Below are 12,747 nucleotides of genomic sequence, written 5' to 3'. Positions count from 1 at the left end.
TGCACCCAGCGGGGCTCTGGCTCCATACACCGGAAACTACTAATAACATGGGCAAAGGCTGCATCAGCGACTAAGATATGTTTTGCTCAATCAGTATAATGCAGATAAAACGAGTAGGAGGATGTGCTTCTACTCAATCAATAGAGGTAATAAATTAGATCTGAGTTATTATCCCAGGAGGCTAAAATGAGAAAATCTGGAGAACTACAACGAGTATTAGCCTTAAGACACATAGTATTTTTTGGACTTGCTTTCATGGCTCCTCAAACATTTTTTGCAACATACGGTATTGTGGCTGTTGAAAGCAAAGGAATGATTGCAATTGGATACGCTATTGCCCTATTTGTTATGTTATTTACAGCATATAGTTATTCACAGTTAGTTAAAGCATTCCCTTCAGCTGGAGCAGCTTACACATTTACACAGAAAGCCATTAATCCCTATATAGGATTTCTTGTTGGTTGGGCTATATTGCTAGATTATATGCTTAGCCCAATGATTAGTGCATTGCTTTTAGGAATAGCGCTAACTGCTTATTTTCCAGCTATACCAATTTATGTATGGATCATTCTTTTTATCATAATCATAACCATTGTGAATATACGTGGTATTAAATTTGCTGCGAATTTTAATACCTATGTTTTTCTTTTACAACTATTAATTTTTATTTTCTTTTTTATTTTTTCAATAAAATATTTGTTAACTGGCGGAGGAACCGGGACTTTATTTTCCATTAAGCCTTTCTTTGACCAAAATGTAGAATTTTCTTCGTTAATCTCTGTGGTGCCCATTTTATGCTTTACTTTTCTAGGGTTTGATGCAATTACTGCTTTATCAGAGGAGACTAAAGACCCTAAAAAAACGTTGCCAAAGGCGATTTATGCGATTCCACTAATTGGCGGATTTCTATATATTGCTGGTTCATATTTATTACAAATGGTCCATCCGAATGTTAGTACATTTGTAAACCCTGATTCTGCGTATTTAGAAATTGCCTATGACATTGGTGGTATATTTTTAAATACTGCTTTTATAGCAGTAGCACTTACCGCTGGATTTGCTTCTGCAGTTGCTTCGGGTTCTTCTGCTGCACGAGTCTTATATGCAATGGGAAGAGAAAATATACTTCCTAGACGGGTTTTTGGATATATTTCACCTAAGTACAATACACCTGTTTATAATATTTTAATAGTTGCTTTTGTGGCGATGTCAGCTTTGTTTTTTAACCTTGATACAGCAACTTCCTTTATAACATTTGGTGCTTTTTTTGCATTTGTGTTCGTGAATCTCTCAGTTATCAGTCACTATTTTCTGAAGAGTGTAATTCGTACGCCTAAGGGAGTTATTCAGTATTTACTCATTCCATTAATAGGAGCAATTTTTATAGTTTGCTTATTGTTAAGTATGAATTCAAATGCTCTTATTTTAGGTGGAGTTTGGATAATGATTGGATTTTTATATCTTTTAAACCAAACCAAATTTTTTAAACAACCACCTCCGGAAATTTTTGACGAAAAAAGTGAATTAACAAGTTAAGATAATCTTGTGAGGTAGCTATATCTTTTTGACAATCAACTACATTCTTCTAAGGTTTAATGTTCACCTTTGTAATTTGAATTTAAGTGAGAGTTATTGGTCCCAGTGGCTGTCGGCCTTCCTCCGCTCCCACTAAAAAAATAGTAGCACAAACCGTGGCCTTGGTCTGTGCTGCTATTTTTTTAACCAGAAACAGCCTTTTTCTTTGCTAAATAAATTGTTCATTAGGACGTTTTTCAATATCATAAAAGCAGTAAAGAACTGGATTTAACAAAATAGCCTCCATATTAAGACAGAATGGCCTGAGCCTTTTTTAGCAAAACATCTTGAGGGTGCCAACTTAATCGAAACAGAACATCCCCAGCCCAAAACAATCATAGAGTTAAGAGCAATTTCAAAGGGAAAATTAAGTACATATCATTACATCCCTTTGTTAAATTCAATTGCATATTTCCATTTTTCTGATCTAAGATAAATGATCGTTACATCTACAGGATTTGATTTGTTAGCATAAGAAATCCTTGTGCTTTTTAAAATAGGTTGCCCTTCCTCGATTTTTAATTGTTCTGCTAGTTGCACATCTGCTGAAACAGCTTCTAGTTGCTCTTTTATGGTAGTAAATTCAATACCCTTTTCATCTTTTAGTAACTGGTCAATCGATATAAAGGAAGGGTCTTTCTGAAAAATTTCAATTGATAAATCAGGATGTAAGAAATGCTCCAAATAAATCACGGGTTCACCCTGATCTGTACGAATCCGTTTAAGATGAATCATTTCTTCATTGCTATTAATTTTTAGTAAACTTGCATAATAAGGAGACGTTTTTTTTGTAACCTCTATCGTTCGGGCCGATATCTTTTTCCAATCCTTCGTATAAATATGATTAAACCCTGTCATTGTTATCCAATGGCCAATCGGCTTGTAATTTGCTACAAACGACCCTTTTCCCTGAGAACGATAAATTAATCCATCAGATTCAAGCTTATTTAATGCTTGCCTAACAGGGGTACGACTTGCCTGAAACATTTTTTCTAATTCACTTTCCGATGGTAAGGTATCGCCGACTTTATATGCGGAGTTATAGATTTTCTCTGCTATAGTGTCATAAATAACCTTATATATGGGTTTTTTATTAAATAAGTTGTTCATTGAATTATCACTTCCTAGCTACATAAACCAACTGGATAAAAAGGATCCTATATAATTCAAACAAAGTTTTATAGAATAGTTAAAGCTGCATCCATAATATCTACTATAAACATATGGTAATCATTGTATTTAGATTTACTTGCATAGCTACTATTTGAGGTGTTACTCCAAACAAGCCAAAATCCTTAGTGATAGGAACAGCCCCTTTAATATTGTCCTTTATACCAATAATTTCTTGGACCCCCAATACGAATCGCACTGGAATTCCGCTTTTTAACATAGATTTTTCAAACGTATGGCTGCCCCAAAAGGAAAGCGTCGTTTCATTCAGAACATTTACCTGTTGGCAGCTATCTTAGCCAAAAGATTTGGATATTGCTAAAGAGCAGAACAAAGAATGGCAAGCCGCTTGATAAGTTACGCAATATTTTATGACTTTTCCCCTTTATGATAGCGGTTTTACTCCATCTAAAAAAGTATTACTCTCTCTATATCTACAATATTTTTATTCAGAAACAGCAGCAATCAATTGAATCTCAACAGGTGCATTACCTGGCAAGGAGGCAACACCAACTGCAGCTCGGCTTCCGATACCGATCTCACCCAGTTTTTCATATAAGTAATCAGAAGCAAAATCTGCAATTCTAGAATGCGCCTGGAATGCTTCTTCAGCATTAATGAAAACAGTGAGGGAAAGAATTTGCCCGAGCTGTTCACCTTCAGTAAGTGTATTCGAAGCTGCCGCCAGTGCATTGGTCACAGCTTGCTTAACTGCTGCTTTGTAAGTATCTACCGGAGCTTCGGCAAGGACTTTCCCACTTTGTATTAACACACCGTTATTCCTTGGAGTCATTCCAGCCGTATAGATAAGGTTTCCAAACCGCGATGCGGGAACGTAATTTCCTTGGGGAACAGGATTCTTTTTCTCTTCAAACATACTCATTTGCGATACAACTCCATTACTTTAATTACACGCTCCATGGCAGAAACAGCCGCTTGATGATCTTGTGAGAAGTTAATACGGAAGCTGTCCGTGAACTGTGGACCAAATTCTGTCCCAGGTGTTACGGTAACATTGGCCTGAGCACGAAGAACCTTCACAAATTCCTCAATGGTAACATCCAATTCCGGGAGCCTTGGGAATAGATAGCTACCTGCTTCTGTGGCTCTCACTTTAATGCCCTCGATTGCACGCAGCTTTGTAATCAGATCATCACGGATTGCTTGATGCTCGGCAATTCTTCTTGTCATCCACCCTGCTGGTTCATCAAACCATGACTTTAATGCGGCTTGGCTATAACCGGCTGCGCGGAGAGACACAATAGCCTGTAGTTTTTCCATACGGTCGATAATTTTAGCTGAACCAAATGCGACACCCAGCCTATACCCACTTAACGACTCTGTCTTAGATGGACCCATGATCGTGATTAGATTTTCAGAATCCAATATATTCTGCGCAGAAAGATGTGTATAAGCCCTCCCTTCAAAAACCTGGCGTGAGTACAGTTGGTCGACGATGACTGTTGCCCCATACTTCTGTGCCAGTTCGCCTATGCTGTGATCTCCTCCTGTGAATAAATGACACCGGTTGGATTGTTGGGATTTGAGAACAAAAAGAGTTTTACACCTGCTTTAAAAGCGTCCTCCAGCTGATTTAAATCTAAACCTGCACAAGTATTTGTATGAAAATATTCCATCTGAATAGGAACGACTTCGCCCTCAAAGAACTCTACCAGTTTTCGATTGGCAAAATAGTCCGGTACCACAATTGCCACTTTATCGCCTCTGGAAATGGTTGATCCCATTGCCAGGAAAAGCGCTCCTTGTGTTCCTGGAGTAATGATAAAATTTTGGTCTGCGTTAATGGTTGTACCCGTAAAATTAGAAAGTTTTTCGGCTACATTCTCCCGGATCATTTTACTCCCACGATATTCGGTATAAGCCTGCTCGCCACCAATATGAACACCTTCAATGAAGTTATCTAAAGATCCGGGAATTGGTTCAAATGCGTTAACATCACCATGGGAAAAATCAACCGGTGTACCGGGAATTTTTTCACCTCGCAATTTAACTTCATTTGTGTTTTGTCGCACTTCTTGTCCAGGTGCATATTCAGCACCAAGCTTTAAAAACTTTTCTTTTACTAAACTCATGATCAGTCTCCCTCTCCAATTAATAATGACACTTTGATATCTACGAATATTCTACACTTTTAAATCAGATAGATCGCGAAGCAGTCGTACTTCTCTCAGCGATATTTTGTGTTACTTCCAATAACTCTTCTATCTCTTCCACACTGTTACAATGCAAAGGTGATATCCTGATTGAGCCAGTCATTCCGAATGACTCCAGCATCCTTTTAGAATAAATACTGGATGCGACACGTTCATATACAATCACATTTTCTTTTTCATATTGTCTGACTGCTTCTTTATAATCTAAATGATCGATGCTTATGGCAACAATCAAATCTCTCTTTAATAAATCCTCATAATCAAGGTGGACCGTAACTCCTGGAATATTCCTTAATCCTTTCACTTTATCTGTCCCATTAAGCATTATATCTAGAAGTGATTTTTCATGCAGAGCTATCCGTGTCATTCCTTCTACATATAAACTCCTTTTATCTTGCTGATTGGTAAACTTGCTTCCTATCCAGCAGACGTAATTAACAATCTCACTTATCGCAGCAAAATGAGCTGGCGCTGGACTGCCAAGTTGCCAATCACCTTCGTCCTTCCCATTTAGACGGTGATGAGGGAGTTTGGCAGCTCTTTCGGAAAGATAAGCAATACCGCAGCCCCTTATCCCAAAAAATTTATATGGCGCAAAGTTCATAGCATCCACAGGCGTTTTTTCTATATCAATTACACCATGTGGGGCATGCTGTACAGAATCGACAATAATATATAGATCCGGTTTAATCTTTCTTGCCTCTCGTACAATCGTCTCGATGTCTAATATAGCACCTGAAATATTCGATGCGTAAATCACGCTCAAAAGGGATGTATCACTGTCAATGTGTTTTATAATTTCTTCAACATCCACTCCTCCTGTGACAGGATTTGTATTAGCAACACGGAGCTCCTTTCCTAACTTATTGGCATAAAACTTTGCCGAATCAAAAGCAGAAGGATGTTCTAATTCGGTAGTTACAATATTTGTTCCCTCAATATTTTCAGCAATTACACCAGTAATATCAAAAATGGCCTGGGAGGCAGTAAGATAGGTTGCTATACTTCCTTTTTTTCCATTAAAAATGATTCGTGTATCCTCTATCCCCCTCCGTTCAACCTCAGCCAAGTATTTGGCCACTTCGTGTTCCCGCTGAGGATGATCAGGAAACATATCAAACTGAGAAAACTTTTCAATTGCATTCTTTAATCTTAAAGACCCTCCAGCATTGTCAAAAAACAGCCGTTTTTTCTTTGTTAGCGGATCCATATCTATAAAAGCAAACTTCTCCCTAATCTCTTCCATTAATTCGTTACTAAACAATGCTTCATTTGTTAAGTTAACCATTTTTAACCTCCATGCTTTATTATTTGATTGGTAATAATAATGTTGGGTTGGATTAATAAATCCAGCCTCGGTTGTCTGTTCTTTTCTAATTGGACTGAGTATACCTAGTATTAAGTGTGTGAATAGATGTTCTTTTGTCATATTACATACATATAAATCACGAATCTCAAGAACTGGAGCACCATTTCCGTAAAGTCAGGCCCCATTGCAAGCATTTGTAATAGCACTTAATATACTTAGTATTATAAGTTGGATAATACTTTTCCCACTTATTTGAATACTTATATGCTACAACTTTATGATAAAGAATGTCAATCATGAATTTTCGAAAAGTTTTGCTATAGAATGATAGAAGACCTTCAATGTAGGAAATCCACGATAACAATTGATGTTAGACTCAAAAGCAGAACACGGTTTATGACGAAACCAATCTTATCATCAACAACAATAATGATTTGTTTTCTAAAATGATGTAAACAATATCTATGGCGCAAGATCCTTATCATTATTATATCTAGTGAAGTAAAAAACTTTTCTTACCGGTTACTCTTAAAGTTTTGTTAACTCTGTTACTATACGTTCGAGCTTATTTTCCTCAACACCGTATGCACCATAATAGGAAGATTTTTCTCCACATCTAATTTATTGGAATCACCAAAGAAGATATTAGTTTTTGAAAATTTTGTAAGAGAATGCATAGAAAATGAGTAAGACTGAATAGAAAAAAGAAGAGAAGACAATCTCTTAGGCCCGATTCATACCTGAGAGACGTCTTCTCTTTTAGTTATAAATGGTTTTTACCGGAGTTGGGTATCCCCCTATATGCAATGTAATCGCGATGGATCCAAATCCGACTCCTTGAATATATGAATTGAAAAAATTTCCTCACTGCTTATATTATTGCATCATCTCTTGGGTATAATTTTTCATTCTTAATAAAGTAGCCATAAGGAAGATTAGAGCCTTTATACTCTTCCTTTAGTAAAGCTGTTTTTATACGGGTAGGGATCCTCTGACTCTTTTCCTCGTAAAACCAAGCATACAAACCGAATTTATCATCAGTATTATCCTTTATTGTATCAATAGCATCAGCTAAAAACGTTCGTTTTAATTTTTTGCCGGATTTGCATTCTATTCGCAGTCAGAACTAAAAACCGCTCATCCTCGAAAAGAAGTAAGCGGGTTTTAAGCGTTCTATAACTCATTCCGATGTCGTCAGAGACGCCTGGACTTCCGGACTGATTTTCGGGTAAGGATAGTTAATTTTTTCATCAAATTCCACCCAGTCGAGATTTGCCATCATTAGCAAATAGCGTTTTCCACTGGACGGGTCGCTGATGATGATGTGGTCACGACCAGCCGTTTCTATGCGCCCGTGGTAAACCATTGCATTCCATCTTTTGTTACCTTGATAAGTAAAGTAGAATGTACCTACCTTACCTTTGTTGAACCGTATGATATTTTCAATAAATGATTCTTCCGTCGCACCTGCCAGAAGTTGCTGCGCGGTCCCCATCGGGACCACCGGGGCGGCATACGTGGGGCCAGAAGGCATAGCCATCGGAGAGCCAGCAGGTTGTGCTCGACTGGTCCGCATCATGGAAGCTGGATAAAAACCAGGATGATAATTCATTGGATAATAACCAGAGTCTCCACAAGTCATGGGAAGATCAGCTCCTTATTAATTTATCTATAAAACTCTGGGCAATAGCCCGGTACCGCTACATAGAAGCAATGGTTCCTGTACGCAAAATCGAACTTAGTACTAGGGGATCTTGGCATCGTTTCGGTACAAGGAGCTCGGTACTTTTTCCCCGGACTGGGGTTAAAAAACCACAAATTCATCCTTGCACGAGGGTCCCTATCACCGTGTAACAAATTCCTAGCCCTCTGGAGGTCAGCTTCTGTGGGGCGTTGTGTATACAATGTTCCATTTAAGACAGGCTCGAAGTGAGGAATATCGGTTCCAGGTATGGTTTGATAGATCGCATGTCTGATATTGCGCAACCCTTTGAAGTCGGGAGCACAGTCAGCCTCGACTCGATTAGCCACAACCGTTCCTACCATGTTCATCCCTTGAACACCTTCACCGATTGCTTCCGCCAGCATGAGCCTAGCTAACTCCTCCACGTCACGTGAAGTATGTTTTATTCGTCTACCCATTTTCTCACCACCTTCGGCTTATACAGGTAACTTATTACCTGAAGCTGGATTTGGTAACTTGCCTATCAGCCCAAATACTTCACTTCTGAAAAATCATAATATCATGACATATGTTTGCCCGTTTTCCCGAAAAGCGAACATTGCATAACAAAAGCGCAAGCGCCTGCTTATCGACGTACAGACTGGAGTGACTCCAACGAGATAAAGGAAACACGGCGACAAAGAAGCCGATGTTGACTTATCGTAGGCGGAGGCGCGAAGTCTGCTAGTCGATAGGTGCTGAAGCTGGACGTAGCAGAATCCGTTTTTAACATGTACTCCACAGTCGTGAGGATTTATACTTTCCTAAAGATAACAAAAGCGGAAGCGCCTTGCTCATCGACGTACAAACCGAGCCGAAATGCGGAAACGCCTTGGTTAGCCCCGACAAGCATAAGACGATTCCCGAGGAGGCAGTACTTCAGCCACCACAGGGAATTGGCTTGTGACCTCGAGGGGCTAGACGTTGAAGCTAGACTGGAGGGGCTTCCGTAAGAGATAAAGGAAACACGATGAGCCTGATAAGGCGAATCGATGTTGACTTATCGTAGGGAGGAGCCCCGAAGTTTGCTAGTCGATAGGCGCTGGCCTCCTCAAAACGCCACGTCCTGTAGCTTCGGTGGCACTAGGACATCCTGTCCGTCGAAGCTGGACGAAGAAAACTTTTTCACAGAGGTATACACTTTGTACGATTTTATAAATTCCTATACCACTAAGAAAAGCGCAAGGCGCCGCTTAGCCTTAGGAGACAAGCACAAGGCGAATTTTGATCAGGAAGTTCTTCAGCCACCACAGCAAGTTGACTTGATCCTTTCGCCGATGGCGCCGAAGGTAAGATTAGTCGAATCCCCATTGTTTACTCATCAATAGTTATGGTTTCCAAAAAGGATAATGGCAAATAATGAATAAGCTTGTCCCAAGAGTTTTTATACTTTCTCTGAATTAAACAAACCTGCACACTATCTGAATCTTTAATTGCTATCTGTTTATCTAAGCATTTTCAAATTGGTAAAACCGTATAAAACTCCATAATTTTGCTATACCCCCAAGTACGTTATTCTATAAAATGACCTGATATTGAAATTTAGGGCGCTTCTTTTTTCCGTTAAAGCGCCCGTTCGTAATATAAGGTTAGCCAGTTTAGTTATACATAAAGATTTCACATTATATAAATAATACGACAACAAGTAATTATTTTTTATTTTTTAGCTCTAAAAGTATAGGAGTTATATTTAATAAAATCGATATAATCGTCAAAACCCATAACGCTATTTCCATCGTAGGCACTACATCTAATAAAGCAGACCAATCTTCCACCTTTACCCAATCGGACACCATACTGTATTCTGCAACAAGTGTTAGTGCTGTAAAAGATAAACCCATTGCCATTGCCAATTTATAATCTTTGCCTGTTCCATACATATAAAGATTTATAAAAGTTGTTACTATGGCGATTAGCCCTAATATTAACCACATAATTATTACTCCTTTGTCAGCAATGTCCAGCTATCTTATTTTATTCAACAATCTAGCCCTTTAATGGAATATGACGGTTTTAGTTTTTAAACAGTTTCATTATCAATTAAAATATATCAAATGTAGTCAGGTTGTAAACCTTCTTATAAGCATACTTCTTAGGGTACCGCACCCACCCGCATCCCCGCGGCATCTTTAGTCCTGCCCATTGGTTGAAGAAGAATGGGGCGTACGTTGAAGTAAAGCCCCGTCAGTTTAAGTAGAAACCTTCACAATCTCTTCTATACTTTAAACATAATCCAATCTATTAAATAAGTTATTCCAGAATCAGAAGCAATATAAAAAGACGCCTCTTATTAAAGAAAAGCGCCCTTATATGGAAGACTTGATTTCAAGATAATACAATTACAATTTCCATTGTTCCCCTATTACTTAAAAATAAGAAAAAGGGGTTGCTGTTGGTTTAAAATAAAGTTTGTCGATCACCCGACAAACTGAATTAGACTGACTCGTAAAAAAAGCTGTAACGGACTAGGAACTCGAAAGACCTAGACTGCCGCTGCTTTTATTGTGCTAACGTAATACGGTTAGCGTAATCTACTTTAGGTGACAAGGTCATCTAACCGTCTGGTAAACGAGACCTATGGCTCCAGAATCAAATGTCTTGTTTTCGATAAGTTTAAGATTGATCTTCTCCTTGAGACCTTGGAATAACGGCAACCCGCTGCCGACTAGGACGGGAGAAACCGTAATTTTATACTCATCAATTAAATCAAGCTGCATAAGGTAGTGTGCGAATCTAGGACTGCCTAGGATGACCATATCCTTGCCTGGTTGCTGTTTGAGGTTCTTGATCTCTTCCTCAACATCTTCTTTCACCAGTCTGGAATTGTTCCATTCGACTTTCTCCAGCGTCGTGGAAAAAACGATTTTGGCTGTCTTTTCAATCCACTCGGCATGATTCCGTTCATACTGCGAAGCTGATGGGTTCGAAGGCACAGATGGCCAGTAACTGTGCATCATCTGATAAGTCCCACGTCCCCAAATGACAGTGTCGGCACTACTTAGAATTTCTTTCGCGTGTTTCTCCAAATCAGAATCGTAGGAAACCCAGCCAATGTCCATTTCACCGTTTGGCCCTTCTACAAAACCGTCAAGCGATGCGTGCAGAAATAGAACGAGTTTTCTCATTTTCAGTTCTCCTTTGTTCACATTGATAGAATTATTATCGTTATTGGCAGAGTCAAGTTTAGCACACATAACAATCAATAATTTCTTCTCGATTGCTAAATTTCTTTATTCAACAATCTGGCCCGATTCTTGAATAACTAACAATATTTAGTTGGGGGCAATACATTTGTAGCTTTTCCACCCTCTCTCCCACCTTCCATTTTTAGATAATCTAATTGAACCGCCTACAACGACTTATTTTCTTTTATTATTACTTTTATTTATTGCTTGACACATTCTAGTTATGCCTTCTTTAATTTCGTCATTGTTTAGATGTCCATAACCCAAAATAATTTGATTAGGATATTTTCCTTTTTCAATTGTATGATCTTCAACTGGATAAATTTTAACTCCCAATTGTTCAATTTCTTCAAGTAATTCTTTTGAAAAATGTTGTTCATTAAATTCAATAATGAGGTGTAGGCCTGTGGAGTCACCCAAAATATTAATCTTATTTGAAAATGTTGTTTTTAAACAATTAATAAGAAAATCTCTCCGGCATTTATAAGTCTTCTTCATTCTGGAAATATGCCGTTCCAAATGGCCTTCCTTTATAAAACGTGCAAGTATAAGCTGATCTAATGAAGGTGTATGTAGATCCGAAAACCATTTTAGCTTCCGGCACTGTTCAATGAGCTGTAAAGGTAGAATTAAATATCCCATTCTAAGGGCGGGTGATAAGATTTTGCTGAATGAACCTATGTATAATACACGTTCAGGGTCCAATCCCTGTAATGAGCTTACAGGCGGGCCTTCATACCGAAACTCACTGTCATAATCATCCTCAACAAGATAACAATTAGTTTTTCTTGAGTAATGAATCAATTGAATCCGTCGTTGAATTGGTAACACTCCTCCTATAGGAAATTGATGAGATGGAGTAACAAAAACGAATCTTGGATTTTTATTTAATGGCAAACAAGATGTTTTCATTCCATATTGATCAACAGGTATGGGATAAAGCTGCGCACCCATTGTTTTAAATATCGTTTGAATATCATTAGTGATTGGATCTTCCATTATTACCGTATCATTCGGTGATAAAAGTAATTTGGAAACAAGTGTCATTGCTTGAGTTGCACCAGAAGTAATCACAATTTGATCTGGATGACAGTCAACACCTCTCGTTTTCAGTAAATAATGTGATAAAACCTGTCTTAATTCCGGACGCCCCTCAGGAAAATCATATCCAAACACTGAGGGAGATGTCTCGTTCCATATGGTAGAGGATAACTTTGCCCATATCTTACGTGGGAACAAATCCAATGCAGGTATTCCTGAACGAAAGTTAATAATATCAGCATCTTTTTCGTCTTTTTCATCCCTAATAAAAGAGTGTAATGGGGATGCCTTTTTATGTTGTTCTAAAAAAGCTCCTACAGCAACAAATGTCCCCGAACCCCTTCGAGAAACTAAAAATCCTTCGGCCAATAGTTGATCATATGCTTCTAAAATGACATTCCTAGAGACTTTTAATTCAGAAGATAGTTCCCTGGTAGATGGTAGTTTTTCATCCGATTTTAGCTGACCATTTAATATCCGTTCTCGTATTTGCTGATAAACTTGCTTAATTAAAGGTATATCCAGCGAGCGGTCAATAGGTATCCAAAGCATATTTGCATTTTCTCCTTC

At 38.3% G+C, this 12,747-nt stretch carries 12 protein-coding genes; 1 reads left to right on the top strand and 11 read right to left on the bottom strand.

Features of this window, described 5'->3' with window-relative positions; genetic code table 11:
• The first annotated feature begins 186 nt into the window (after positions 1–186).
• On the top strand, positions 187–1,536 hold the full coding sequence (locus C509_RS0110050; RefSeq protein WP_018706802.1) for an APC family permease: 1,350 nt from the start codon (positions 187–189) through the stop codon (positions 1,534–1,536).
• Between the two features lie 420 nt (positions 1,537–1,956).
• Here C509_RS0110050 and C509_RS0110045 read toward each other — a convergent pair whose 3' ends face one another.
• The 11 genes from C509_RS0110045 to pdxR form a co-directional block, all read right to left on the bottom strand.
• Positions 1,957–2,685, bottom strand: coding sequence for a GntR family transcriptional regulator (locus C509_RS0110045; protein ID WP_018706801.1), 729 nt, complete (start codon positions 2,683–2,685; stop codon positions 1,957–1,959).
• Positions 2,686–3,190: 505 nt separating this feature from the next.
• On the bottom strand, positions 3,191–3,628 hold the full coding sequence (locus tag C509_RS0110035; RefSeq protein WP_018706799.1) for a RidA family protein: 438 nt from the start codon (positions 3,626–3,628) through the stop codon (positions 3,191–3,193).
• Complete coding sequence (locus C509_RS27225) at positions 3,625–4,191, bottom strand: aminotransferase class I/II-fold pyridoxal phosphate-dependent enzyme (protein WP_281168070.1); 567 nt, start codon at positions 4,189–4,191, stop codon at positions 3,625–3,627. The genes C509_RS0110035 and C509_RS27225 overlap by 4 nt, the downstream gene beginning before the upstream one ends.
• A gap of 44 nt (positions 4,192–4,235) precedes the next feature.
• Positions 4,236–4,838 carry an aminotransferase class I/II-fold pyridoxal phosphate-dependent enzyme gene (locus C509_RS27220; protein ID WP_281168067.1) on the bottom strand — a complete coding sequence of 201 codons (603 nt, stop codon included), beginning with the start codon at positions 4,836–4,838 and terminating at the stop codon, positions 4,236–4,238.
• A gap of 64 nt (positions 4,839–4,902) precedes the next feature.
• Positions 4,903–6,207, bottom strand: a complete 1,305-nt coding sequence (locus C509_RS0110025) for an aminotransferase class V-fold PLP-dependent enzyme (protein ID WP_018706798.1) — start codon at positions 6,205–6,207, stop codon at positions 4,903–4,905.
• Between the two features lie 1,201 nt (positions 6,208–7,408).
• The gene (gerQ, locus tag C509_RS0110020; protein ID WP_306419663.1) at positions 7,409–7,723 is read right to left on the bottom strand and encodes a spore coat protein GerQ; all 315 of its coding nucleotides are present in this window, start codon (positions 7,721–7,723) and stop codon (positions 7,409–7,411) included.
• 170 nt (positions 7,724–7,893) lie between these two features.
• Positions 7,894–8,370, bottom strand: a complete 477-nt coding sequence (locus C509_RS0110015; protein WP_018706796.1) for a cell wall hydrolase — start codon at positions 8,368–8,370, stop codon at positions 7,894–7,896.
• An 895-nt stretch (positions 8,371–9,265) separates the two neighbouring features.
• Entirely contained in the window at positions 9,266–9,391 is a 126-nt protein-coding gene (locus C509_RS27495; RefSeq protein ID WP_425423162.1) for a tubby C-terminal domain-like protein, read from the bottom strand.
• 209 nt (positions 9,392–9,600) lie between these two features.
• A complete protein-coding gene (locus C509_RS0110005) occupies positions 9,601–9,885 on the bottom strand; it encodes a hypothetical protein (protein ID WP_018706794.1) in 285 nt (94 codons plus the stop codon).
• Positions 9,886–10,500: 615 nt separating this feature from the next.
• Positions 10,501–11,076, bottom strand: coding sequence for a dihydrofolate reductase family protein (locus tag C509_RS0110000; RefSeq protein WP_018706793.1), 576 nt, complete (start codon positions 11,074–11,076; stop codon positions 10,501–10,503).
• A gap of 234 nt (positions 11,077–11,310) precedes the next feature.
• On the bottom strand, positions 11,311–12,729 hold the full coding sequence (gene pdxR, locus C509_RS0109995) for a MocR-like pyridoxine biosynthesis transcription factor PdxR (protein ID WP_018706792.1): 1,419 nt from the start codon (positions 12,727–12,729) through the stop codon (positions 11,311–11,313).
• Positions 12,730–12,747 lie beyond the last annotated feature (18 nt).

This window comes from Siminovitchia fordii DSM 16014 = CIP 108821, assembly GCF_000374565.1.
GTDB classification, from domain to species: domain Bacteria; phylum Bacillota; class Bacilli; order Bacillales; family Bacillaceae_C; genus Siminovitchia; species Siminovitchia fordii.
This window is presented reverse-complemented; position numbering and strand designations above follow the sequence as displayed.

Coding starts and splice junctions, on each gene's coding strand:
- C509_RS0110050 (WP_018706802.1), top strand. CDS start 187: ATGAGAAAATCTGGAGAACTACAACGAGTATTAGCCTTAAGACACATA.
- C509_RS0110015 (WP_018706796.1), bottom strand. CDS start 8,370: ATGGGTAGACGAATAAAACATACTTCACGTGACGTGGAGGAGTTAGCT.
- gerQ (WP_306419663.1), bottom strand. CDS start 7,723: ATGGGGACCGCGCAGCAACTTCTGGCAGGTGCGACGGAAGAATCATTT.
- C509_RS0110005 (WP_018706794.1), bottom strand. CDS start 9,885: ATGTGGTTAATATTAGGGCTAATCGCCATAGTAACAACTTTTATAAAT.
- C509_RS27220 (WP_281168067.1), bottom strand. CDS start 4,838: ATGAGTTTAGTAAAAGAAAAGTTTTTAAAGCTTGGTGCTGAATATGCA.
- pdxR (WP_018706792.1), bottom strand. CDS start 12,729: ATGCTTTGGATACCTATTGACCGCTCGCTGGATATACCTTTAATTAAG.
- C509_RS0110035 (WP_018706799.1), bottom strand. CDS start 3,628: ATGAGTATGTTTGAAGAGAAAAAGAATCCTGTTCCCCAAGGAAATTAC.
- C509_RS0110000 (WP_018706793.1), bottom strand. CDS start 11,076: ATGAGAAAACTCGTTCTATTTCTGCACGCATCGCTTGACGGTTTTGTA.
- C509_RS0110045 (WP_018706801.1), bottom strand. CDS start 2,685: ATGAACAACTTATTTAATAAAAAACCCATATATAAGGTTATTTATGAC.
- C509_RS0110025 (WP_018706798.1), bottom strand. CDS start 6,207: ATGGTTAACTTAACAAATGAAGCATTGTTTAGTAACGAATTAATGGAA.